Annotated in this window: 20 protein-coding genes; 11 read left to right on the forward strand and 9 right to left on the reverse strand. The window is 64.8% G+C overall.

Annotation, left to right across the window (positions count from 1 at the left end):
- Window positions 1-461: 461 nt before the first annotated feature.
- Complete coding sequence (locus TPAU_RS01515; RefSeq protein WP_013125003.1) at window positions 462-998, reverse strand: hypothetical protein; 537 nt, start codon at window positions 996-998, stop codon at window positions 462-464.
- 591 nt (window positions 999-1589) lie between these two features.
- On the opposite strand from TPAU_RS01515, the gene TPAU_RS01520 reads away from it, so the two are divergent.
- Both TPAU_RS01520 and TPAU_RS01525 read left to right on the forward strand, forming a co-directional pair.
- On the forward strand, window positions 1590-3242 hold the full coding sequence (locus tag TPAU_RS01520) for a RodZ family helix-turn-helix domain-containing protein (protein WP_013125004.1): 1653 nt from the start codon (window positions 1590-1592) through the stop codon (window positions 3240-3242).
- Window positions 3242-3871, forward strand: a complete 630-nt coding sequence (locus tag TPAU_RS01525) for an LpqN/LpqT family lipoprotein (RefSeq protein WP_013125005.1) — start codon at window positions 3242-3244, stop codon at window positions 3869-3871. Before TPAU_RS01520 ends, TPAU_RS01525 begins: the two co-directional genes overlap by 1 nt.
- A gap of 450 nt (window positions 3872-4321) precedes the next feature.
- Here TPAU_RS01525 and TPAU_RS21690 read toward each other — a convergent pair whose 3' ends face one another.
- The 3 genes from TPAU_RS21690 to TPAU_RS01535 form a co-directional block, all read right to left on the reverse strand.
- Entirely contained in the window at window positions 4322-4771 is a 450-nt protein-coding gene (locus TPAU_RS21690; RefSeq protein WP_245537827.1) for a solute carrier family 23 protein, read from the reverse strand.
- Window positions 4772-4809: 38 nt separating this feature from the next.
- Window positions 4810-5118, reverse strand: a complete 309-nt coding sequence (locus TPAU_RS21695) for a hypothetical protein (protein WP_049825744.1) — start codon at window positions 5116-5118, stop codon at window positions 4810-4812.
- 79 nt (window positions 5119-5197) lie between these two features.
- A complete protein-coding gene (locus tag TPAU_RS01535) occupies window positions 5198-6331 on the reverse strand; it encodes an aryl-sulfate sulfotransferase (protein WP_013125006.1) in 1134 nt (377 codons plus the stop codon).
- A gap of 718 nt (window positions 6332-7049) precedes the next feature.
- On the opposite strand from TPAU_RS01535, the gene TPAU_RS01540 reads away from it, so the two are divergent.
- Window positions 7050-7697: an LGFP repeat-containing protein gene (locus tag TPAU_RS01540; RefSeq protein ID WP_013125007.1), complete on the forward strand. Its 648-nt coding sequence runs from the start codon at window positions 7050-7052 to the stop codon at window positions 7695-7697.
- A gap of 334 nt (window positions 7698-8031) precedes the next feature.
- Here TPAU_RS01540 and TPAU_RS22205 read toward each other — a convergent pair whose 3' ends face one another.
- From TPAU_RS22205 to TPAU_RS23065, 4 genes are all read right to left on the reverse strand, one after another.
- A complete protein-coding gene (locus TPAU_RS22205) occupies window positions 8032-8463 on the reverse strand; it encodes an ArsR/SmtB family transcription factor (protein WP_013125008.1) in 432 nt (143 codons plus the stop codon).
- Window positions 8464-9043: 580 nt separating this feature from the next.
- Window positions 9044-10834 (reverse strand): hypothetical protein, encoded by a 1791-nt coding sequence (locus TPAU_RS22800; RefSeq protein WP_147291136.1) that lies wholly within the window; start codon window positions 10832-10834, stop codon window positions 9044-9046.
- Between the two features lie 1459 nt (window positions 10835-12293).
- Window positions 12294-12488 carry a hypothetical protein gene (locus tag TPAU_RS01545; RefSeq protein ID WP_041944236.1) on the reverse strand — a complete coding sequence of 65 codons (195 nt, stop codon included), beginning with the start codon at window positions 12486-12488 and terminating at the stop codon, window positions 12294-12296.
- Window positions 12489-12645: 157 nt separating this feature from the next.
- Window positions 12646-12984: a hypothetical protein gene (locus tag TPAU_RS23065; protein WP_041944237.1), complete on the reverse strand. Its 339-nt coding sequence runs from the start codon at window positions 12982-12984 to the stop codon at window positions 12646-12648.
- A 319-nt stretch (window positions 12985-13303) separates the two neighbouring features.
- Between TPAU_RS23065 and TPAU_RS01555 the strand changes: the two genes are divergently transcribed.
- Window positions 13304-14569 carry an IS256 family transposase gene (locus TPAU_RS01555; protein WP_245537922.1) on the forward strand — a complete coding sequence of 422 codons (1266 nt, stop codon included), beginning with the start codon at window positions 13304-13306 and terminating at the stop codon, window positions 14567-14569.
- A gap of 9 nt (window positions 14570-14578) precedes the next feature.
- Here TPAU_RS01555 and TPAU_RS01560 read toward each other — a convergent pair whose 3' ends face one another.
- Complete coding sequence (locus TPAU_RS01560) at window positions 14579-16084, reverse strand: hypothetical protein (protein WP_187290999.1); 1506 nt, start codon at window positions 16082-16084, stop codon at window positions 14579-14581.
- A 408-nt stretch (window positions 16085-16492) separates the two neighbouring features.
- On the opposite strand from TPAU_RS01560, the gene eccCb reads away from it, so the two are divergent.
- From eccCb to TPAU_RS22815, 7 genes are all read left to right on the forward strand, one after another.
- Window positions 16493-19879, forward strand: coding sequence for a type VII secretion protein EccCb (eccCb, locus tag TPAU_RS01565; RefSeq protein WP_147291137.1), 3387 nt, complete (start codon window positions 16493-16495; stop codon window positions 19877-19879).
- A 94-nt stretch (window positions 19880-19973) separates the two neighbouring features.
- The gene (locus TPAU_RS01570; protein WP_013125015.1) at window positions 19974-20264 is read left to right on the forward strand and encodes a PE family protein; all 291 of its coding nucleotides are present in this window, start codon (window positions 19974-19976) and stop codon (window positions 20262-20264) included.
- A gap of 13 nt (window positions 20265-20277) precedes the next feature.
- The gene (locus TPAU_RS21700; RefSeq protein WP_013125016.1) at window positions 20278-21615 is read left to right on the forward strand and encodes a PPE family protein; all 1338 of its coding nucleotides are present in this window, start codon (window positions 20278-20280) and stop codon (window positions 21613-21615) included.
- Window positions 21616-21710: 95 nt separating this feature from the next.
- Window positions 21711-22010 (forward strand): hypothetical protein, encoded by a 300-nt coding sequence (locus TPAU_RS01580; RefSeq protein WP_013125017.1) that lies wholly within the window; start codon window positions 21711-21713, stop codon window positions 22008-22010.
- Window positions 22011-22049: 39 nt separating this feature from the next.
- Window positions 22050-22349, forward strand: a complete 300-nt coding sequence (locus TPAU_RS01585) for a WXG100 family type VII secretion target (RefSeq protein ID WP_013125018.1) — start codon at window positions 22050-22052, stop codon at window positions 22347-22349.
- Between the two features lies 1 nt (window position 22350).
- Complete coding sequence (locus TPAU_RS01590) at window positions 22351-23214, forward strand: ESX secretion-associated protein EspG (RefSeq protein ID WP_013125019.1); 864 nt, start codon at window positions 22351-22353, stop codon at window positions 23212-23214.
- Between the two features lie 79 nt (window positions 23215-23293).
- Window positions 23294-25033: a MinD/ParA family ATP-binding protein gene (locus TPAU_RS22815; protein WP_013125020.1), complete on the forward strand. Its 1740-nt coding sequence runs from the start codon at window positions 23294-23296 to the stop codon at window positions 25031-25033.
- Window positions 25034-25036 lie beyond the last annotated feature (3 nt).

The raw sequence follows: 25036 nt of genomic DNA on the forward strand, positions 1-25036 counted from the left end.
ATAAGCTCTCTGTAGGCTCGAATACAGCCCCGGGCGGGGATTCGCAGGAGTAAGAGCAACGCAGCGCCCTACAACGGAGTCTTTAGGTGTTTCTGATGAGATGCCGGTTGGATGACGCCATGGACGGCCGTGGGTTCCGTCGAAGCCACCTATTGATCGGAAGCCCGGCGCGACACCTATAGCCTGATCGCTGTTCGGCAACCACTCGGCATGGAGCGGTTCGCGCAGCTTGCCGAGCAGACGCGGGATGCGGCCTTGTTCTATAGCATCGAAGTCCGTATGCAGGCTGCAAGATCTCCGTCCGCAGCTGGTAATCATTCGCTGGACAAGCTAATGAAATTAGGTAGGGTGTAACCCGTCTGGAATCTCACCAGGTTGCTCAAGCCAGACGACGGTGTGCACCCCGCCCTACCATCCATAGGGCGGGGTGCTTTCGCGGTTGGCTGCCGGGAATGCGTGCTTCACGTCCGTGAAGCCTGCTGGACTAGCGTGGTTCCGTCGGTGTTCTCGACGACTACCCATCTGTAGGTGCCGTACTTGCCGGTACTGACGTGTTTCAGTGTGACCTGGAGTAGTGCTTCTGCTTCGTTTGGGTTGGCCGTTGTGATTCGGATGTCGTCTCCGTCGGCGCTGACCGCGGTCACGCCAGCAAGGGCGGCGGGATCGCTGTGGATCGCGTTGAGAATTTGTTCGTTAGGTGGCGTGTCGGTTTCTGCGTGTTGGGCGGCGCGGTTGTCTGCTAGCGGTGCGAGGGTGAGGCCGAGGACGAGGAGAGCTGCTGCGGTTCCGGCTATGCGCGTTGACGTGCTTCTCCAGACGATCATCATTCCGAAGATGACGAGCGCGATGCCAGCGAACAGGCCGCTGAGTCGGCCGCTGAGGCCGTGGTTGTCAAGGGCGTTGATGGTGCCGGCGGCGAGGCCGTAGGCCACGAGGGCCCAGCCTGCGAGGTGGCGAAGCCGCACGCGTGGGGTGGTGTGCTCCAGCGATTCGGTCACGGCGTGCTCCACGGGGTCGGCGGCGGCCTGGGAATGGATGCTTAGGCTCTGTATTGATAGCGCCGATTGGTGTGGGCCGCAGGCCGACTGTGCTGTGATCTCGCTCGCTGGAGGCAGGGTGTGGTGGCACTAGTCATCTTCACTGGTGTGCGATCAGCGGTGCGTTTGGTACTGAGCTAATCTAACCGTACCCCGGGGACCTCCTACGCAAAACAATCGCCGGGGCAGAACCCCAATCCTCCTGTCGGGGCGCTGGGGTTCGAGCAGACGCCCCGCCCCAGGCATGGTCACCTGGGGCGGGGCGTCGTGCTTCAGAACGCGACCTCCGCGGCACGAACCCTATAGGTAGCGCAGCATTGGCGCCGCGCCATCGTCTGACGCCGTCCCACCCTTCGACTGAGACGGTCCTCACAGGGCCGTCGGGTAGCGGCGTTCCCCCTCCGGGCTTAGGGTTACCAACGTCGGCCGAACAACAACCCTGGTTGTTGATATTGCACAGCGAAATGGTGTGCCGGCCTTCCGAATTCCGGCCTCGCGACGTCGTCACGGGGCCGACCTCCCGTGCCGGTCCTCGATAACCCTGGGGCGCTCATGAAGCTGAAGTCGATTCGTAGTGGTGCGCTGACGTCGGTACTCGCCGTCGCCACCGTCGTGGGCGTCGTCGGTGCCCAACTCGCAGTACCGCCGACCGCGGAGCGGTCGTCGCCGGGTGTCGAGTACGTGCTCACGGCCGGCGATCCGTCGGACGGTTCGGCCTCGTCCGGATCTGATTCGTCCGGATCCGGCTCTGCCGCAGGGGAGTCGAACGACGCGCCCACCGCTGCGGGTTCAGCGAGCGGCACCGAGACCGGATCGCCCACGGCGACGGATACCGCGGCGGAGAAGTCCGGCACCGCCGGGACCGCGACCGGTGCGCAGACCACCGGGACCGCGTCGGCCGGGACTGCGAACGGCGCTGCCGCGACCGGAACCCAGACCACCGGGACCGCGACCGGGTCCGCCCCGGAGCAGCCCACTGCGACGACCACGCCGACCGGCACCACCGAGGCCGCGCCGACGACCGCTGTAGCGCCCGCCACGACGCAGGCGGGAACCGCCGCGCCCAGCGCGGCGGTCGTACCGTCCGCCACCGCGCCGTCGGCCACGGCGTCGTCCGAACCCTCACCGTCGGGCGCCAGCACGTCGGCGACCGCGACCCCGAAGACCGCGACAGGACAGTCGGATGCGCAGCAGCCGACGGTCGCACCGTCCGCCTCGCCGCGCACCGATACCGCCTCGCCGGGCGGCGACACGACCGTGCCCGCCGCACCGTCGAGCCCGTTCGTGCAGCTCGCCCGGGACATCGGCGGCGCCCTCGGCGGCCTCATCGGCACCGGCACCGGTGGCCTCGTCGGCGTGGTCGGCGGCGCTGATTTCGCCACGCCCGCGCGAACCCTGGGCTCGTCGATCGGCTCCGCGATCGCCGCGGTCGCCGCTGGTGCCGCCGAGGGGGCCGCGAGCGAGCTGCTGGGCTGGAACCACGGACTGGATCTGATCGGTGGTGGCCTCGGGATCGCCGGTGCCACGGTCAAGGGAGCCGCGACCGAGCTCGGGCGTAGCCTTCCCGGCCTCGGCGGTGCCGTCCTCACCTCGGCGGAGCAAGTCGTGGTCCCGCTGTCCAAGACAGTCGCCGGTGCCACGGGCACGGCGGTCGGAGGGGCGATCGGCACGTCCCTCGCGGCCGTGGCTTCCGCGGCGGCCACCGCCACCGGTGTCGGAGTGGTCCTCGTCCCCTTCCTCGCTGCGGGTCTGCCGTACGCCGGCGCTCGGATCGGCGGCTCGATCGGCGGCGTCGTCGGCGATGTGGTCGGAGACGCGCTCACCGGCGGTTTCCGGGGTGCCGCGGCAGGCGGAGGCATCGGCGGGATCATCGGCGGAGCTTACGATTCCGCGACCACGGGCACTCCGCTGCTCGCCGCGCTGCGAGCCAGTGCCGAGGCCGGGCTCCAGGGCGCCGCGAGCGCCGGTCCGGCGGGCGCCGTGGTCGGTGCCGCGACCGGATTCCCCAGTCTCGGCGCGGCGATCGGTGAGCTGATCGGCAAGGTGGGAGCCTCCCCGTTCGACGTGCCGGGCCTGCCCCGGATCGTCGGACCGACCGCCGAACTCCTCGGGCGCACGATCGGCGGTGGCATCGGCGGCGCGGCGAACCTCGCGATCGGCACCATCGGCGGACTCATCGGAGTCACGCTCGGCAAGGAGAAGTAGTGCGGCGCACGCTCTTCGCACTGCTCACCACGGCTGCGGTGCTCGTCGCCGCCGGATGTTCGGGTTCGAGCGACGAGGCCCCGGCTACGACCACCACGGCCGCTACCGATATGACGCTCGATGAATACCTCAAGTCGCACGGCGTCGCCGTCGTCGCGCAGACGGCGGCAGACCTCAAAGGCGTCCGCATCGCTGTGCAGCAGCCACCGAACTGGTTCGTCGACAGCGCTTTCCAGCTGCCCAACACGTTCGCGGTGATCGCCGATACCCGTGCCACCAGCGAAGGATTCACGCCGAACGCAACGGTCCTCGTGCACCGGCTCACGGGTGATATCGACCCCGCCGAAGCCATCCGCCGGGGACCGGTCGATACCACCCGCTATCCCGGATTCCGCCAGGACTCCGTGCAGATCGGTACCCGCGACGGCGATCCGTCGTCGACGATCCGGGGCAGTTACGACGACGGCAAAGGTCGCCGACTCGCGGTCTCCTCGACCTACGTGATCCACTCCGGTGCGCAGCAGCGCCTCGCTGTTCAGCTCCTGGTGACCACGACGGAGAAGCAGGCGCAGACGCTGCGGGGCGACGTCCAGACCCTCGTGGACGGCCTGAAGATCACCGACGTGTAATCGCGACCGGATCCGCATAGTTCATAAGCGATTGCTTACGTTCGGCCTAACGGCAGTGTCTTAGTGTGTCGATTCGAGGGTTCCCGATTCGGCGAAGGCGCCGAAGCAGCTAAAGCGCCACGTAAGTTTACGGGCGCTCCTCCAGCGCTGCATTCGCCGCTGTGCGTGGAGGGGTGTCTTCATTCCTAACCGCGAGCCGGAAGCGCCTTCGAATAGCGCAAGGTGGCGCTCAGCAGCGATGCACATCTCACCTGGTATCGACGTCCCGGGGGCCCGGCTAGCCCCTTGATGCCCGAGCAGATCGCGGGGCGGCGCAGTGCGGTGTAGATCGGCGCGTGGTGGTCCCGCCCTGCCCACGGATCTCCGGGAGTCGGCGGTTCGCTCACCGGAGTGCTCTGTCGTATGCCGTTCAACTTCGTGTGGGGCTGTAGGTCATCTAGCCCCCTGACTTTATGCTTGTCGCCTGTACTCAAATACGGCGGCGACAGCGGCGGTCATAGTGACGCCGCTCGAGAGAACGGGGCGGACGGCTGCGGGAGTCCTTGGTAGAGGCCGGGGCCGAGGATCGGCAGTGACCTGCAGTGAGGCCGGCGACAGCGGTGGCGGAATTCCGGTCGTCCACGGGGCCAGGGAGCCGAGCGTCCGCAGGCCGGCCACCGCCATCATCGCGAAGACGTAGGCGGCGGTACCGCCGATCACGGGGGCGGGCAGCGAGGCGATGAGTGTACCCAGTGGGGCGAGGGGCGCCACCGCCGCAAGGAGCAGTCCAGCGGTGGCAGTCACGTATCGGCTGCGCACCCCGGTGACGCTGACGATGCCGATGTTCTCGCCGGTGGTGATCATCGTTTGTCCGCCGAACAGGCCCACGAACAGTGAGGTGATCGCGTCGGTGCGGATCACCCGGCCCACCGTTCGTCCAGTGTTGATGCGCGCACCTACTATCTGGCGTTGAACACCGTCTGTTCCGTCGCCTCAGACATCGACGCCACGCCGAAGAGCAGCAGTGGCATGGCCGCCACCAGGTCCAAACGCGGGTTCCCGGAGGGCAGGAGCACCGGTAGCTGCAGCAGGCCGGATCCAGAGCGCATGGCCAGCCATGTGTCCGGTCGTGGCGGCGAGGGCAGTGCCCACGGCCATGCGAGAAGGACGGACGCGCATCGCAATCCTCCGGGCAGTACCCGCTGCAGGAGCACCGTCGCACCGATCGTCGCGGCGGCCAGTCCGACGACGACGTAGTGCGCCGCCATCGGCAGGGTCAGCCGAGGTGCTGGTCGACCGCAGCGGTACCCGAGGATGCGACAGCATCGGTTGGGCCCTGCGTGCGCGTCACGCGAGGCCCCAGGCCTGGACCTGCTCCGCGGGATAGCGGTAGGCGCGGAAGACTGCGTTCCCCACGGCAGGGAAGACCGTTCGCGTCGAAGGATCGGGGTAGGCGGAGAACTGCGGGACCACGAACTCCCACACCACCCGGCCCTCGGCCGTGACCTCGAACAGCCGCCCGAACGCGGCCTCGGTGATTAGGGTGTTGCCGTTCCAGAGCCGTTGCGCGCCTCCCATGAAGGGCGTGAAGAAGGCCTCGCGCGGGTTGTCGGCGTACTGCCAGACGACGGAGCCGTCCGCGGGGTCGAGCTCGATCACGCGGCTGTAGGTCACGGACTCCCCGTGCCGGAACGTCCCGTTGTCGAAGACCAGGAGGGTTCCGCTGTCGAGAGGGGTGACGTGGTGCTGCTGCGCCACGGTCTCAGGGTCGGCGACGGTGCGGACGTCCCCCGTCGCGCGGTCGATCACGACGACCGCGGAGACGCTGCGCAGACTGGCGACCACGGCGTCGTCGCCGAGCGGCTGCACGCTGTTGATCAGTGGCCAGTGCTCGCGCCAGTAGTGCGCCTGCAGGGGGAAGTCGAGGACGTCGAGGTGGTCGAAGGCGTTCCAGGACCACAGCAGCTCACCGTCGGGGCCCACCTCCTGGATGGTGTCGGCGTAGACGGTCGGCGTCCCGTCGGGGCCGGCGGCCTCGGTGCCGGGGTGGCCGCCGCGGACCGCGCGTGCGCGGTTGCCGGTGAGCGGTTCGAGCGCGGCGTAGAGGATCCGCCCGTCATCGAGGTGGTGGGCGTCGTGGTGCTGCAGCGGGTCGACAACCTCGGAGAGCATCTTCCCGTCGCGGTCGTAGCGGGCCATCGACCCGCCGCTGTACTTGCGCCACATGTCGAACAGCGCGGGCCCCTCCCCGCTGCCGACGAGGTTCCCGTTGTACGCGAGGCTGCCGTCCGCGAGGAGCCGCGCGTGCCGTCCGGGGCGGTACGGCAGGTTCCACCGGTGCACCTCGGCACCGTCCTCGTCGACGAGGTACACCGCGCCGTCGCCGCTCAGCGGCGCGTACAGCGTGTAGCCGCCGGCTGATCGCTCGGCGTCCCGGCCGATGAGGCCGGCGCCACGTCGCTTGAGAGTGTTCTGTTCCACGGGTCACCTCATTGGATCAGGGGCAGGAGTACTGAATATTCAGCCGCAGCGGTGATGCGCGCGTGCGTGCGCTGGTGCGCGGACGACGCGCCTCCGCGCATTGGAGATCACCGGACGCGCCGCCGACGACCGGGACTTCTCTCGACGCCGAGCAACTGCATGCAGGCGACTGCCTCTACATCATCGCTAGAAACCATCCACCGCTGGCGGGGACTCACGGACGACACCACAGTGATCCTGATGACCGTCGCCGACGACCGACGAGTTATCCGCACCTAATGATAAACAATACGGACACGTACTCGCTGAGAGTGAGGGTCTACCGCATACCGGAGTAGGGCACCGCCATCACTAGCCGCAGCGCGAGCCGCGGGCGCTCTCCGGCTGGATAGAGTGGTGTCGTCGTTGCGGAATCAATCGAGGTTGATCTCGCTTCGAGGCCAGCCTGTGCAGTGCATGGTGTCGGACGGTATTGCGGATGCTCGGGCGCGAGCTCGAGTCGCGTGGGCAGCTTGCTGCGGGGCGCCTTCTGTAACTGCCCGTACACTGCACTATGCGCGCACGGCTTGCGCTTCCACGCGCGCTGTTGACGAGCTTGTAGCTCGGTACAGCAAGCGCCCACATTGCGGCGGCCCACATAGCGCTCTGCGGTGCGTCGCCGACACTGGTTACAGTTATCGATGCTTGATTCCACCAAATGCAATCGGAGGTAGTTTTCATGAAGAAGTACGTGACTCGTCGGTTTGTCGGCGTCATTGCAGGCCTCGGAGCCGCTGCAGTGATCGTGACCGGATGCAGCAACGCGAGCGATACCGCGTCGTCGGCGACCAGCGCTGCCGGCAGTGCCGCCTCGGATGCGACCGCTGCTGTGGGGAGTGCTGCCGCTAGCGTGTCCTCGGCGGTCGCTGGCGCAACCCCGGAGGCCAAGGTCAAAGATTCAGATGGCAAAGAGATCACTCTGATCGGTCCGGTCGCCGCGAAGTACAACGCCGCTACACCTGAGCAGCGCGCCGATCTGGGCGCAGCACTGACTGGTGAACGTAGTTCGGGCAAGCGTGACAATGGCGTCGTCTTCCAGCAGTTCAAGGGCGGGGTGATCGTTGCAAAGAACAACAACGCTGACACGCCTGCGTTCATCACGTGGGGCAAGATCCGCGACGCCTGGAACGTTAACCGCGACACTACGGGCAACCCGGCCGCGAACGGCGCCAACGGCTCCGTCGGCCCCCTCGGCGTTCCCACCAGCGACGAGACCACCGAGGGCACGGTCAAGACGAGCACCTTCGAACACGGCAAGATCACGTTCGACACCACGACCGGCAAAGTCGAGGTCACCGTCAACGGCAAGCAGGTCGCAGCGAACTAGCCCAGCCCAGGGCTGCTCACCTGCTCCGACGAAGACAGAAGAATGCAATGCCCTGTCACCGGATCCCGGTGACAGGGCGTTCGCGCACGCACCCGTCTAGTGCCAGTGCCCCTGGTTCAACGCTCCCAAGAGCGTTGTCGGTTTACCTACGTTCCCTCCCGGCGTATGGTGACGCGCTCAGCCCGTAATGATCAGCCCGACCATCAGGAGCACGGAGTTGCCTGTTGGCGACGTTCCGCAGCACAGTGTGGCATGACTCGTCGCGCCCCGTACGTCAATTAGAGACGTTGGCTGGGTGAGGTGCGTCTGTCGCCGGGCGAGCATGTAGACGGGTTTAGTGGCTCGCGGTCACCTCTAGCGCCACAGCACTCATCTCGGCAATGACACGCGCCATGTAGTCACTCGAAATTTGGTAGGCGCCTCCTGCGGTGCGGGCTAGGATTGAGGTGCCGGTAAGGGTTCGCAGGTGGTGGTACATTTTTCCTTTCGACTCGATTTCTACGGCGCTCAGAATTTCCGCAGGTGTTTTCGCGCCTTCGGCTAGAGCTCGTATAATAGACAGTCGCGTCGGATTTCCTATGGCTGAGAAGAAGTTGGATATCCGGACCAGTGGCAATTCGGTGCTCGACGCGGCGTCATCCGGCGGGGTTCGCAGGCTTGAAACTATTTTAGCGTCTCCGCTAGCCTCCAGCGCATGCAGTCGTTGTTCAATAGCTTCTAGGCGCGCGTTAACTTCCTGAAGATCAGAGGATGATTCGCTGGACATATCACTTCTAGCTTCTGTCAGATTTTGCAATTCGATTTTTCCAGAGGGCGCTGGCTTCAGAAACGTATAGGACTTCCATTCTTGCTTTTGAGTCGAATCCTCCGTACCGAGTGATTGCGAATTGCATTTTTTCTGTCGAGATGTAGGGATATTTCATATTCTCAGATAGTTGTTCTGACGGACTGGTTTGCCGTGCCGATATCTCAGCCAGAGATCGTAATATCAGCAGCGGCGCTTCAGCTGATCCGGGATTGGTGTTTCTTAGGCTCTTGAGAGCAGACTGGCACACATCAAGGAGCGCCTTATTTAGCCTTTGCTCCGGGTACCACAGCCCGTGGCGCCACTGACGGCTACACGTTGCTGGTTGAGCGAACTGCCATTCGGTGACGTTATCGCTCCCTGTTCCGGTGCGAAAGAGGAGGGCGAAATCATACCGAATGGGGTCGGGTGCAAAAAATCGCCAGTCCGGGAGCACTAGTCCGTTACGGTCGGCTTTTCGTAACCGGTCGAACGCGCGAAGCGGATGCTGCGAAAATACTGTCATGCTCAGAAGCGAAGCGAGTATAAAAGTGATCATAATTCACTCCCGTGGCGTCGGCGGAAACAATGCCGGCAATACTTCTCGAGATAAGTAGCGGATACTATGCGGGTCAGTTAGCGAGGAGGTGCTTGAATTATTTTCGTTGACGCAATTAAATTCGCAGAGTTTTTGAGCTTTGCCCAATATTTCCCGGGTTTTCGGATTTACTTCTCTCGTTGCGACTAAGCTTATTTGGCAGTCCAATATTGTTAGGGGTGCAATCAGTGCCGAGGGGTCGAGGGAGAAGTATTTGCGTAGGGAAGATCGTGCATTTCGCCACCTGTGCGGGACGTTGAAAGCAGATCGCAGGTGGCGACTGCTTTTATCCGGTCCTTCGTGCGGAGTGATAGCTGTCCACCCGAGCCCCATCTGGAGTGTGAACTGACGAATTGCCAGGTTTTGGTCCATCTGCTTCCTTCGGTTGACTTCCTCGGGAGTGCCGGCAGCAGATGGAAGTTCTGGATTCATCAGAACTAGACCGGATACACGGTCTGGACATAGAGCTGCAGCTAAAATCGAATTCGAGGCCGCTGATCTGTGAGCAAGTAGGGTCGGTGCCGCGCCGCTCTCTTCGTTCCAAAAACCAATAAAATCGGCTAGTGTACGAGAAATGCTGTACGGCACACCATCACATAGAAGCTCCTCAAATCGCACCACTACGTGATACTCTTGCGCAATTTCATGCGCCAGACGTTCTGCGTCTAAGCCGCTCTCTCCGATTGCAGGTTCAATTATGATTGTGTGTTTATTTGGGTCACCGTAGCTTCGATACCTTATGCTCCCGCCGTCGGTCGAGTTGAAATTGCTTGTTGCTGCCCTTAGAGTTCTATACTCTGCGGTTGATCTACGCTGCGCCATAAAGCCGACAGCAAGCCCTACACACGAGGTTATCCCTACAAATACAGGTACTCTGTCGTATCGTTTTTCAGAGAGCTCTGAGTGCTTCGCGGTGATGTAGCGAACAGCTGGGAGCATCGAACCGAAGCCCCAGGGGAAGCGGTTCAGCCCCATCGTGAAGGCTGTCGTTATATGGAAAATTTCGGCACCGCGTATCATCCACTCGCGCGGCCTAGCGGGCAGCACGAATACCACGGGATATAGGGCTTCTCCGAATACTGTAATACACGTGGCCGTCTTCGCGAATCCGGGGTGGTTATTCATGAAATCCCACACGGTCTTGTTTCCGAAGGTTCGCGTTCGCATGATTCCTGTTAGCGCTGAGCCATCTAGCCAACTTGGATTGGTCAGTTTGGTCACGCCGGCTACGGTGTAAGAAAGAACCGATTGCAGTCCTGCATACCACAGGCAAGCGTCAACCTCGGTTGGCCGCAGACCCGAGCATCGCGCCAATGTAACGGAAAGTCTTGATACGAACGCTGCATGATCTGATCCCTCAGCACCATAATGGTGTTTGGGAAGCAATAGAGCCGATGAGAGCAGAACTGCCATACTCGTGACTGATTTGACCCGGTTATTTGCATTGGTCAAGCATATAACTGAGCTTACGATACGCACACAATGAAGCGTGCGTGTTCCATTTTTGCTTCCTATTGCACTCCACCACGTTGGTGTGGTAGGTGCAAGGTTCGCCGCGTAAGGATCTTCATATATTGCCTGATATTCTTTGGAGTTGGAGACTAGGATAGATTCAAGGCTGCTGAGTAGTGTTGTTGCTGCGCTAATTTTATCTATTCGAGAAAGCATCTTTTTGCGGCTGCTAATTTTAGGCGTCGCGTTTTTGGTCAGGCGGCGACGACCGCCTGACCAAAAACGACTTTCCTTCAGTGGCACGTTATGTACTTCTCTGCGCGCCCCTCAGAGGAAGGCGGCCTCTGCTGCCTCTGCGGCCGCTCCGGAAGCGATATCCACGCTTGCCTGGGAGGCCATTAGGCAGGCGGTCGTCCAGTACCGCTGTGAATTCGCTGTGAATTCGTACACAACTCCGGATTGGAGGTCGAAATCGATAGCATCCAAAACCTCGGATGCATCGGCAACTACACTTCGATTTAGTGAAGGTGCTTCCATAGTCTGGAACATGATGTGGGCGTCCTTTCAATTCATCTGCGATGGAGGCAGCACCACCCGGGAGAATTAGGAGTCATCTAAAACTGCCGATTAAGCGGTGCCACCAACAAACGTAGCCGAAGTAAAGACCGCCTTTCAAGGCTGTTCGTGTGAAGATTTCTACATATCTCTATGGTGATTAATTAGATGCTCTGCGGCACTTTTTTTAAGCACTGTTTCGCAGCTCTTTGAGGTCGCGGAAATCGGGTTAAATGTCCCGGGGAATCTAAAGGATGTATCGCCCCACTGCACGAACTCGACGTCCCTGATAGGGACTTCATCCCACTTGTGCTGCCTACGGCACAGCGGTGAACCTTCGCTACACCGCCTGGGTGCGGAACATCACTTTTCGAGGGCAGATGGAGGGCATGTCGTGCGGCCCTCTCTCCGAACCGCAATACAAGTCCCTGCTGGCCCCCGCTGGCTGAGAAGCGCTCGAGGTCGGCCCTGTGCCCCGACCTGCGATTACGCGCGCGGCTCAGATCGTTACCCCCTCAAGATGGCGTCCAAGCCACGCAGGTCCGCCGGGTTTCTGCTGTACAAGCGCGTGCGCGAAGGCTGTGATGAGCAAATCCATCGCCCGACCACGACGCTTACGCTCAACATCGACTACTGCGGCCCGCCAGGGTGCCCGCAGCTCTCCGCCACGGCCTCACCGTGCGCCAGCACATCGAAGCTGCGCTCCAAAACAAGCAGCCGCCTCAGCCGCCGCTCAGAACGACCTGCTGCGTACTACACCAGAACATCGAAGTGCATCTCCGCAGGCGTGACCGCACTGATCGCCAGCTCACCGTCAAGCGCACATACTTGCGCCTACGCAGTTCCGTAACCCCGGTAGCATCGCGCCGGCCGCTTCCTTCGGCCAGGCCTCGATGGCGACTCATCCGAGGTCGAGACCGACCTCCACTGCCGCACAGAGTGCCACAAGATATTCAGCCCAACGCCTCTTGTCGCTTCCTGGACATGATGCGATCTCGCTCGCTAGCTGTACCGATGCCGGGGCGCAGTTCTGCCAGTTATGCGGCGCAAGATACATGCGTAGCCGATCGCTCCACTTCGTGACGAACTGCGCCAGGGCGCCCGCCTATACCTCCAGCTGATCGACGCCCCTCGGGTCCCCCGTCAGCTGGGGATTTAGCGGACCTTTGGACTTTCTGTTTGCTGACCGAGCGATTCCGAGAGCTGCCTACGCGCTGCGCGATGATCTCGGCGTCCGCCGGATCGGCGGGGGGGTGTGCAGGGTGATCCAGCCGTCGTCCTCGAGGCTGTAAAGCGCGCGGAGGCCGCTGTCGCGGGATAATCCGGTGGTTTTGGCGAGGGCGAGGACCGCGGCGCCGCGCTCCTCGAAGCCGGGGGTCAGTAGCGGTGAGCTGGTGGCCACTGTGGGCGTTGTCGGCAAGGAACTCGACAGCCTTGGTCCAGTTCTTGGACAAGGTGGCCACCGGTCAGGCGGAGCCACACTCGGGGCAGGGGAGGCAGGCGGCGATCACGATAAAGACAGCTGCATGGGAGCTGCCGGGGAACGATCATCAGCACAGCTAAGTCGCACACAGACTGGCGCGGGCGGCTCGGTGGTCGCGACGGCCGCCGGGACGGCGGGGATAGGGGGCGCGGTCTGTCCAGCGGGCAAGCCCGAGGTCGAGACTGTGCTGGTCTGGTCGTCGGCGTGCGCTGCGATATCCGGTGCCGCGCACGGTGGTGCGAGAGGTGGTGGTCCAGGTGATCTCGTCGAGCCACCATGCCCACAGTTCACGTTCGATGCGGTGCTGTTCTTTGCGGGCGGCGAGGGTGCCGGTGGTACCGACCCATTGCGCGTAACTCGCTCGCGCGGCCTCATGCACCCGATACACCCGACCGGACGCATCGATATCGATCAAACCGCTGCTATGCAGCGCCTGTACCGCGGCCGAGGATACCTCCGGAGGAGTCGAGCACGGCAGTACCTCTTCGAGTGCTGTCGGCGCTACTGGGATCCGGGCATAGACCAAGCCATCCCACGTCGACAGACCCTCTTCGCCTGTTCCTGTGAAGCAGTCGTGAGTCGCGAGCTCACGAGCAGCAGCAGCCTCACGCAGTTGGCGCCGACGACGGCTCGGTCCATCCTGGGAGTATCGGAATTTCGGTGTAAGTGGCCCGACTCGCTGACCAGAGCTGGTTGGTGGGAAAGAGGGTCTGATGACCGAGACACTGCATGTCATGGACGATGGCAGGCAACCAACTGAGCAGGAGCTGCAGCTCGCGCGGGAGCTCGTCGCGCAGGCCCGGGAGCAGGGTGCGTCGATGAGCGCGCCGGGGATGCTGCGGGCGTTGACGAAGACGATGCTCGAGACCGCCCTCGATGAGGAGATCACCGAGCACCTGGGCTACGACAAACACCACATCGAGGGTCGAGGAAGCGGGAACTCCCGCAACGGTGCCAGGACGAAGACAGTGATCACCGAGACCGTCGGGCCGATCGAGATTGAGGTGCCACGCGATCGGGAGGGCTCGTTTGATCCGAAGATCGTCGCCAAGCATCAACGTCGTCTGAATGGGGTTGATGAGATCGTCTTATCCCTCGCTGCGAGGGGGCTGACCAGCGGCGATATCGTCGCGCATTTCGATCAGATCTACGGCGCCTCGATTAGCAAGGACACGATCTCCCGGATTACGGACAAGATCGTCGAGGAGATGACCGGCTGGTTCAACCGGCCGCTGGAGCCGATCTATGTCGCGGTGTTCATCGATGCCCTGCACATCAAGGTCCGCGACGGGCAAGTCGCTAACCGGCCGTTTTACGCGGCGATCGGCGTTGATCTCGACGGGCACAAGGATGTCCTAGGGATCTGGGCCGGCGAAGGCGGCGGGGAGTCGGCGAAGTTCTGGTACGCGGTGCTGAGCAGCCTCAAAAGCCGCGGCGTGAACGACGTGTTCTTCCTCGTCTGTGACGGATTGAAGGGCTTGCCGGCGTCGGTGGCCGCGGTCTGGCCGGAGACGATCGTGCAGACCTGCGTGATTCATCTGCTGCGCAACAGCTTCAAGTACGTGCCTCGCCAGCACTGGGACACTCTCAAACGCGATCTCAAGCCGATCTACACCGCCATCGACGCCACCGCCGCAGAGGCAGCTCTGGACGCTCTCGACGACACCTGGGGGCAGAAGTATCCGACGATGATCCGGCTCTGGCGCAATGCCTGGGACGAGTTCATTCCGTTCCTGGACTACAACATCGAAGTCCGGCGGGTGCTCTACTCCACCAACGCCATCGAGAGTCTCAATGCCAGGTACCGGCGGGCAGTCAAAGCCCGCGGGCATTTCCCGACCGAGCAGGCAGCGTTGAAAACGCTGTACCTTGTGACCAGGGCGCTCGATCCGTCCGGTCGGGGCCAGAACCGGTGGGCGGCCCGCTGGAAACCCGCCCTGAACGCGTTCGCGATCACCTTCGCCGACCGCATCCCCGGCCTCAACCGAGACCAGGGCTAACAACGCCACTTACACCGAAAATCTGACACTCCCTCCATCCTCCGCGGGAGGCCCTTCGGCAACAGGTGGGGTGGGCTCTCCGGGGCCTATGGCCCCGAGTGACACGCGAGTAGTGCTCTCCTCGGTATCCACGTGTGGTCCCCTCTCCGGTGCCGTCTCAGCAGGTGTTGCAGTAGGCACCTCGGCAGGCTGCGGGCTTGTGTTGTTGAGGGTCCAGACGGCGGCGTGGGGGCCGGTGTGTTCGGCGGCGAGGGTGATCCAGCCGTCGCGGGAGAGGCGGTGGAGGGCGTTGCGGCTGCGTTCGCGGGTGATGCCGGCCATTTCGGCGAGGGTGCGCACGTCGGCGCCGATGGTGAGTTGGACGACGTTGTCGGCGATCTCGCAGAGTGCGTCGAGGACGAGGCGGTCGGCGGCGCCGCCGCGGATGCTCCAACGGCGCATGTTCGCATCGGCCCGCTGGCGGATTCCGGTGGTGGCCTGGCAGATGGCCGCGGTACGGCGGGCGAAGTCCGGATCGTCGGGGAGGTCGTGGTCCTCTGATGTGGTGCTGTGGTCGGCGAGGTAGGCGATCGCGCGGCGCCAGTCGGCGGCAAGGACTTGTTTGGGGGACTGGCTGCCCTTGCGGGGGCGGCGCTCGCGGGTGCCGGGGTGGTGTTTGCTGCGGCGGGTGCGGGCGTGCTCGAGACCGGGGAGCCCGGCGAGACGCGTGTGAACGTCGGTGAAACTCCAGTGCGCGCGGGCACAGCTACACAGGATCGAGAACAACACATCCGAGGCGTCCGTACTAGCGGTAATAGGGGCATGGACCTTCGCCAGGGCCGGGCCCGACAGCTCACGGAAAGTGCCCGGAATCCACAAGTGCCCATCCGGGGCTTCGGCGACCGTGACGGACCGCTGGTGGCCACCGCCATCAATCGGGTCGCCTGCGTCTGCGGGCAGCGCAGCCTTCGCTTCCTGAAGCAGCTGCACAAGCGCGTCGACCTGCTGACGGGTCGTCGAGCGCGCATCCGGCAGCAGCACCGTCGGATCACCGGCGATCACCGTCGACGCGCCACCGGCAGCGTGCGGGGAGCCCGGTGGGCGCAGCAGCCCGGTCTTGCGGTTGCTGAGCATGCCGATATCAAGCACCCACTCACCGCTGGCCTGAACGCGGCCGAAAACCGTGCGAGCAAGATCAGCGAGCGCCGAAACATACTCCACCGACAGCGGCGTAGCCAGGCCCACCCAGACATGCCGGCCACCCGACGGGCCCGACTCGCACACCACGTGCTCAATACCGCACGCCCGAAGCATCGACACCAGCTGGTCGGCACTGTGCTGAGCCGCAGTCCGAGCGACCGCGGCGATCTCCGCAGTATCGCCCTTGGCATCGAAGTCGAACCCGAGCAGCCGATACCGCAGCCGAGCATCAGTCAGGTAAACCGCCCACACACCGGCCGGCGCCGCGCGATCGCACGAAATGAACTCGCTGTAACCATCAGCACTAAGGCCACGCACATGCGAACGCAGCGACATCGCACGAGTGAAATCCCAGGCCGCGTCAGGCGACACGCCGACCACAGCAGCCCCACCAGCCACATGCGACACAGTCGTATTGGCGTCAGTGCTGGTAGACCGGGGTAGGCACACCCGAAGCACCCGACGGGGAGTTCCTCGACCCGGTGCAGTGGACTGAGACCGTCAAGTTCCTGCACACCCATTCCACCGTCGCCGATATGCCGCTCGCACTCACGCTGCGGAACCTCCCGGTGCTCGGGGGGCGGCGGCGACCGCGACCGCGCGACCGCAATGGTGCGCGCGATGCTGGCCCACCTGACGGTGACTCACGGGCCCGACCGCCTTCGCGTGGCCGTGGTCACCGACCAGCCCGATGGCGGCCCCTGAGAGTACACGAAATGGCTGCCGCACAACCAGCATCCGACGTTGGTCGATGCCCTCGGTTCGCGCCGCATGATCTACGCGAACTGGACCGATTTCCTCGAGGAGGTCGGCGGCGGCGATGACACCCCCGTGACCGACACCGACCGCATCGTCGACTACACCCGGCCGTTCACCACCGAGTCCGAGGTCTCCGGCCGCACCCGGCACACGGTGGTCATCGTCGACTCCGCCGAACGAGCCCGGATGACGGATCAGGCGATCTCCTCGCTCGCCGACGTCACGTGGATTCTGATGCACCCTCCGGAGGGGGTGATCGACGGTTTCCCGCACGCGGTACGCCTCGATGTCGACGACACCGGGATCGTCAACCGGTGGGACGCCGATCTGCCGTTGGAAGCGCCCAAGGAAATCGCGCGCGCCGACTACGTGGACGCCATCGACGCGCATACCGCGGCGCGCAAGCTGGCGCGGTGGGAGCTGGAGACCACCGCGTCACTGCAGTCCAAGGAGCGCCAGGACACCGGCCGGGATTGGGCGAGCCTGGTCGGAGTCGACGACCCCGGCGCCATCGACGTGGTCCAGTTCTGGCAGCGCATCAAGCGGTTCGACGATCCGCGCCGGCTCAACTTCCCGATCGGCTTCGCGCCCGACGGTACGCGGATCCACCTCAACATCCGGGAAGCGAGCCAGGGGGGAACCGGACCGCACGGCGAGATGATCGGTACCTCGGGCTCGGGCAAGTCGGAGTTCCTCCGCTGCCTGGTGCTCGACGCCTGTCTGTTCCACTCGCCGGCGATGCTCAACTTGCTCCTCGTTGACTTCAAGGGCGGCGCGACATACCAGGGTATGGAGGAGATTCCGCACGTCGCGGCGGTGGTTAGCAACCTGGAGAAGTCCGAGAGCATGGTCGACCGCATGATGGAGGTCATCACCGGCGAGCTCAAGCGACGCCAGCAAATCTTCGACGATGCGGCGGCGAAGTATCCGTCGTTCAACATCATCGGGCTCACCGAGTACGAGAAGGCACGTGAGACGGGGCTGTGTCCCGACCTGGATCCGATGCCCGCGCTGGTGGTGTTGATCGACGAGTACACCGAGCTGCTCGAAGCCAAGCCGGAGTTCGTGCACATCTTCTCCCAGATCGGCCGGGTGGGCCGGTCCGTGGGAGTGCACCTGCTGCTCGCCTCGCAGAACGCCGAGATGGCCCGGTCACGTGGCCTCGAGTCGAATATTCACTACCACATCGCACTTCGGACCGGCACCGCCGGCGACTCACGTTCCGTCATCGGCGTACCGGACGCCAAGAATCTTCCAGGTAAGCCCGGTAATGGCTTGATGAAGACACTGCACGAGGACGAATTGATCCGGTTCTACGCCGGTTTCACGGGCAAGCCCTACTTCGCGCCGACGGCGGCCGAGCCACCCGTCGTGGTGCGGGACGCTCCGGTGGCGCCCACCTCGGACTCGGTCGCTCACGGGTTCACCGCAGGGCCGGTCGATATCCCCGACCTCGAGGTCGAGATCGTGGAAGAGGAGGAGATCGTCCGCACCGAGGAGGAGCTCCTCGCCGCGCCGACCGTGTTCACCGTGGTCAAGGAGTTGCTCGCCAAGGCTCCGGCTCGCCCGGCCTACAAGCCATGGCTCCCGGAGCTGACCTCGACCACGCTCGACGCCGTCGAACCGGCTCTCGCCGAAGACGTGTGGGTGGCGCCGGCGCCGACCACGCCGGCGACTCTCAAGGTGCCGTTCGGCGTCTTCGACGATCCCGCACGGCACCAGCAGCCGGTCTGGCATCTGGATCTCTCCGGCGGCCAGGGAAACGTGCTCGTGTACTCCGGCCCGCAGAAGGGCAAGACGACCGCGGCGATGACACTGGTCACCTCGCTGGCGCTGACGCACTCGCCGGAGCACGTGCAGTTCTTCGTCGTGGATTACACCGGCGGCGGCTGGATGCGGCTCGAAGACCTGCCGCACATCTCCAAGATCGCCACTCGCTCCGAAGATGATGCGATCAACCGCATCATCACGCAGATGTCTGACCTGATCAATCAGCGCGTCAAACTGTTCCGCAAGTACCGGGTGAATTCGATGGCGGAGTACCGTCGACTCCGCGCCGACCAGTCGGCACCGGTGTTGCAGGAGGATGCCTTCGGTGACGTCTTCATCGTGATCGACGGTTTCGATGCGACGGTGACCGACGGCGGTGTCTTCGAGGACAAGGTTCCGACGCTCGAGGCGCTGGCGTCCGGTGCCCTCAACTACGGCGTGCACTTCGTGATCACCACGGCGCGGAACACCGTGTTGCGCGGCCTGTCCAGCCACATGCACACGATCGTCGAGGGCCGCATCTCGACGGCGAGCTACGACATGTCGGTGGTGAACTCGCAGCGCAACCGAGCGGTTCCCGACCGCGCCGGCCACGCGATCACGACCGATCGCGAGCTGATGGCGCTGGTGGCTCTTCCTCGGGCCGACGGTGATTCGTCACCGGACACGCTCAGCGACGGCATCGCCGAGGTGGTCGACAGGATCCGCCGTGGCAATGCGACCGGCGCGACCGCTCCGCAGCTGCTGGCGCTGCCCGAGGTGGTGCTGCAGCGGGATCTGTTCGCGCACATACCCGTGGCGACGACCGCGCGGGAACGGGTGCGCCTGCCGTTCGGTGTCCGCGAGTCGGACGGCGGTATCGCCTTCGCCGATTTCGGGCGCGAGGCGCACATGTTCGCGGTGGGCGAGGGCGGTTCCGGTCGATCGGCGCTCGTGCACACCCTCATCGAGGCGATCAGCGAGCGCTACCCGACGATCGACGACGGAGCCATTGCTCTGCTCGACCCCAAGCGCGTGCACCGCGGTGCGTTCGCGCCGAATCCCAAGAACATCGGCGTTCACGGATCCGACCTCATGGACTTTCTGCAGAAATGGCAGGACAAACTCGTCGAATGGATGGGGGAGGGGGAGACCGACCCCGCCAAGGTGACCTATCGGCGAGTGCCGGACGGCATCGATAGTGCGGCACTGGCCCGGCGTGATTGGTGGTCCGGTCCGGAGGTATTCCTCATCATCGACGACTACGACACGATCGTCGCGCGCGGTGATAGAACGAATCCGATCACGCAAACAGTGAAGTTGATGAACGATGGTGTGATTCGCGGTTTCCATGTGATCCTCATTCTCAACGATGCGGAATACCTGTACAAGATGAGTTCCGATCCGCTGGTGCAGTATCTGGACACCAACAGCGCGATGGCGTTGGTGACCTCCGCGGACAAGTTCACCGTCACCATCGGCGGCGAGCGAGGACAGCGGTTCGGAGTGCCTGGACGTGCACGTTTCCACCCCGGCAGGGGGGCGCAGTCCGATCTGGTGCAGATCGCATGGAACGGCATCCGGCGGGGCGAGGCGGACGAGGGAGACGACCTGTGGGGCTGACCGACTTTCACCGATGGGATTCCCCTCGGGATTGACTGAAGTGCAGGATTCTGACATTGTTGCAACCTGAAAACGCAAGCGTGAGGGGTAGGGCATGGTGGGTTTGAACGTGGCGCCTATTCAGCTTTTGTCTGGCACTAACGAAGTGATCGCGAATGTCGCGACCACCTCGGGTCTCGTGGGTGGCGCGGCCGGAACTCTGGGAGCCGTGATTCCAGCCGGAATCGATGATGTCTCGCTCATGGTCGCGGCCGGATCGGCGGCGCACGCGGCGAACTATCTCGCGGTCACCGTCGTCGACCACGCCGCCGTGGCGCAGTACGCCGTCAGCCTGTCTGCGGTGGCGGCCACGTACGTGGCCGCGGACAACGCGGTCCAGTTCTAACGCGGGGGCACCGGTGACGTTTCCAGCGCTTCCTCCCGAGGTCAACGTCGGCCGCCTCATGACCGGTCCCGGTCCGGCGCCGCTGACCGCGTCTGCGGCGGGGTGGTCGGTGGTGGCATCGGCGGCGAGTGCCCGATCCGTCTTCCTCACCTCACTGCTTCCCCGGCTCGCGGCCTCGTGGCAGGCGCCCGAGACGGCTCTGATGACGAAGAACGTCGCGATGTACCTGGCCTACAACGAAAGCGTCCGGGTACATGCCCTGCTAGCGGCCACGCGGCACACCAAACAGGCCGCCGACTACTCGGCCGCGCTCGCGGGTATGGCACAGATCCCCGAGATCGCGCAGAACCACGTGACACACGGGGTGCTTGAGGCCACGAACTTCCTGGGGATCAATACCGGGGCGATCGCGGCGAACGAGGCACAGTACGCCGCGATGTGGGCGCAGAACGCCAGCATGATGTTCGGCTACCTCGCGAACTCGACGGCGAACATGACCTTCGAGCCCTTCCTGCCGCCGAAGCCCATCGCGAGCCCGTCCACCTCGCCCATCTCGCCGGCCGCGGCCGGTGCGGCGTCGGTCGGCGATGCGGTGGTCACCAAGCTCTCCCTCGCGGCGCAGGGAGCCGCGGCCATCGCCTCCTCGCTGGCGATGCGCACGAGCGGTTCGGTACTCATCGGCACGAAGATGGTGCAGTCGATCGTGAGCGGTGCGCTCCGCACCGAAGACTCGGCGACGACGTCGGCCCAGAACGCGACGGACCGCGAGCACGCGACTACGGGACCGAAACTGGGTGCTCAGCTCGTGCAGCAGGCCGGTGCCGCGGGCATCGGTGGAGCGGGTGTGGCCGCGAGCAGTCTGCTCGGCCTCGGTCAGCAAGCGGGACAGCAGTCGATTCAAGTGGCGACGTCCGCAGGCGTGACCGTTCAGCCGCTCAGCCAACTGGTCGCGTCGATCGACAACGACAATCGGACCGCATCGGTGGGCTACTTCGGCGCCCGCCCGGGGTCACCCGGGCTCGAGACGCTGGCGGGCGGTGGAACCATCGCCGGCGCTGCCAGCGTGATGCGCGGCGCCATGCCCGCGCAGATCATCGCCCCGGCCACGTGGAATACCGGTGGGCTCACCGTTGCCCCTCCGCCCCCGCCTCCGCCTCGACTCCTCGCCGAGCCGGTGCGTGCACCCCAGCCCGTCAGCAGCACGGCCCCCGTGACGCGGTCGAACGGTAAGCAGCGCGACCGAGTCGTGGTTCCCGCGACGGCGGCGATTCCCATCCCCGTGTATCAGGACGCCCCACCGCAGTACGAGACGGTGCCGGTCGATGTCCCGTCGGCCGGAAAGGAGGGCTGAACCGCGAGCACGCCCGCCCTTGCGTCCGCCGCGCCGGCCACGGCGCACCGGACACCGATTCGTCGCCCATCAGGCTTCTCAAGCAGGAGGAATCCATGATCTACGAAATGAACACCGCGGCCCATGCCGCAGGTACCGCCACCACGGAACAGATCGCCCAGGCGACCCTGGCGAACATCAAGTTCGTTCGGACCACCGCCGAGGCCTACGCCGCCGCGAACTCGGGCCAGACCTCGCTCAAGGCAGTCGCGCACATGCACGAGATCATCGCGGTGTGCGACGCGGAGCAGAAGAAGCTCGAGAACGTCGGTATCTCGCTCAAGCAGAACAACGGGCTGATCACCAACACCGATATGGACGGTGGCGACATCTTCCAGGGCTACATCGGCCTCTAGCGGGCGCTCACACCACCGAATCGAAGACAGGGGAACACCATGCCCATCGATCTGATCAAGGTCGACTACGCCAACTACGACACCACGTCGACCCTCCTGGGCAAGTCCGCCGCCATCGCCGACGGACTGATCGCCGAACTCGTGGGGAACAACACCGCGAACCTCAACGCGGGCAACTGGGTCGGCCCGGACCAGGGCAGCTACCAGGACGTGCACAACGCGTGTGTGGAGGCGAACGAGCGGCTCGCCGAGGTCATCCGCAAGGCCGGCATCAAGGTGCAGACCGCGGCGACGATCCACCAGGCAGGTCAGGCGCAGGCCGCCAGCCTGTACTTCTAGCGTGCCGGACAACGATTCCGGAGGCGGGCTCTCCGCCTTCGGCGTCTCCATCGACGAGCTCTCCCTGCTGATGCGGCTCGCCGATGTCACCGAGCTCGCACCGATCGTGCTGGCCGTGCACCCGAACGTGTACCGCCCCGACGATCAGTCTGCGGTCGACCTGGCCGTGCTTCCCGGACTCATCGCGGCGGGTCTGGTGGATGCCGACGGAGCCATCGACCCCGAGGTGGCGCGGTGGCTGCGGGCATTGCAGGCGCCGGCGGCGGAGATCGCATTGCGCGTCTTCGACGGCGACTCCGCGCTGCGCGGTGCGATCGTGCGCCACGACGATCTGGTGGTGGTGGTGTTCCGGCACGACGACCTGCTGACTCTGCAGGGGTACCGGACCGACGGCGAGGATTTCGACTCGACGGTGGTCGATCCCGTGTGGCGGGTCCTCGGTTCCTGCGACCCCGCGGACTTCGATTCGCTCACACTGGGTGCTGCAGAACTGAGAGAAATCGTGTCGATGTACAACCCCGCTTCCACTGATCCGCGGGGCGAACGAGAATTCCGTGGACGGCTGCGCGAGCACGACCTCCCCCCGCACACCGTGGACGTCCTCGTGGACGCTGCTCGCTACAGCGGGCGGCGCGCAGAGGTGGTCTATCACCGTGTCGATCTCAATGGTGTTCGAACTCAAGCTCAGTGGGCACTCGGCGTGATGGACACCGACCAGGGACGGGTGCTCTCCACCACCACCCGCGGCCGGGGCGGTGACAACGATGTGATCCTCAGTCCGGGCACCCGACGGCGCTTCGCGGAGGGTTTGAACGAACTCGTGGCCCGCGGAGGCTGCGTCGGATGGTTCGATATAGCAAATTGACAACGACTGTCCGAATCCCCGCGAGCAGGCATTGTGCGTTAGAGTGCAAGCGATTTGACCTGGATGGAAGGTTCATCTGATGAGCGACGGTGCAACGAACGTTCACCTGCCTTTTGCAGAGCAGAACAAGACTGAGGGCACACCGGTGCCCACCACGCCGCAGTCCGTCGCGGGCGCGCTGGCGAGTAATGCGGCGGCCGTGCGACCCGTGGTGACCCCCGGGCCGGTGTCCGACGAGGGCACGGATTCGGCACCGTCGACCACGGAGTGGGAGGAACCCGAGCTCCCCGTCGTCGACGACGCGGGCGAGGCCGGCCCCGTGCCCACCGCCGCCGAGGAAGCCCCCGCCGCCGCGGTCGCCGACGCCGCCGCGGTCGCCGACGCCGTCGCGTCCGACGACGACCGACCCACCCGGGAGCAGCCCGTGATCGTCGACGAGCCGGCCGGCCGGCCGGAGGCGGAGGCCGCCCCCACCGCCGACACGGCGGCAGCGGGCGGGCAGGCCTCGCCGCAGGGAGGCCCGCAGGTCACCGGTCCGCAGCCGGCGGCGCAGGCCCCACAGCAGGCGCGGACCGTGCCCGTTCCGGCGCAGCAGCCCCAGCAGCAGTGGCAGGGCCAGGCCCCGCAGGCGCAGCCCGGCCAGCATCAGTTCGCGCAGCCGCACACCGGTCAGTTCCAGCAGCCGCAGTTCGCCGGCCAGCCGCCCACCGGGCAGTTCCAGGCTCCCGTGCAGGGCCGCCCGCCGTCACCGCTGCCGTTCGGCCACGCCGCACCCGGCCAGATCGCACCGCCGCAGCCCCAGCACGCGGGTATGCCGATGCGGCCGATGGGGGAGTCGGTCTCCGCGCCGATGTCCACGGCCTCGTCATCGTTCCAGCAGCACATCCGGATGTCCGATTCGGCGATGCGGGTCACCGGCTGGCGCGCGTGGCTCAAGCGCATGGGTATCGACGTGGGCCCCAGCACCTCCGATCAAGAGCATGCGGAGCGGGTGCACCGGATCCGCGTCCCGAAGAACAAGTTCCACGTCACCAGCGTCTTCGCCGATAGCGCGGGCGGCACCCTGCTGGTGGGCGTGCTGGGCCAGATTCTGGAGCGCACCCGCGCCGACAACGTGGTCGCGCTCGACCTCGATCCCGACGGCGGCGATCTCGACCAGGTGACCGCGTGGCATCAGGGCGGTTCGACCGCGCGCACCCTGATCCAGCAGAGTGATCTGTCGGACCGCAACCAGGTGGACAAGCACCTGGCCGTCACGTCGACGAATCTGCACGTGCTGCCCACCCCGTGGCGGTTCAACGGCCGCGACGTCGCCGATTACGATGACGTGCTCGATCTGTACTCGATATTCCGCCCGCACTACAGCCTGGCGCTCGTCGATGCGGGCCGAGGACTCCAGACCGTCACGGGCACCGGCGTTCTGGAGATCTCTTCCGCGTTGATCCTTCCCGCCTCGGCCACGACCCGCGGCGTGCGCAAGGTGGCCGCGACCATCGATTGGCTGCGTCACCACGGGTGGCACGGATTGCTCGCCAACACCATCGTGGTCATCAATCACACCAAGAAGCGCGGCAGTGTCACCGTCGAGCAGTTCGACGAGCTGTTCCGCGCCGGCCAGAAGCTGCGGGTCCACGAGATCCCCTACGACCCGCACCTCGATGCCGACACCCCGATCGACCTCGATCTGCTCAAGCCGCGCACCGTGCGCGCGTTCGAGCTGCTCGCGGCCGACCTCGCCGACACCTTCAATTCCGGATACGAGCCGCCGGCCGCCACCAAGCTGGCCGAACTGCAGGTGCGCTCGCACGAGGGACGCTGACCC

It is taken from the genome of Tsukamurella paurometabola DSM 20162, from assembly GCF_000092225.1.
GTDB lineage: Bacteria > Actinomycetota > Actinomycetes > Mycobacteriales > Mycobacteriaceae > Tsukamurella > Tsukamurella paurometabola.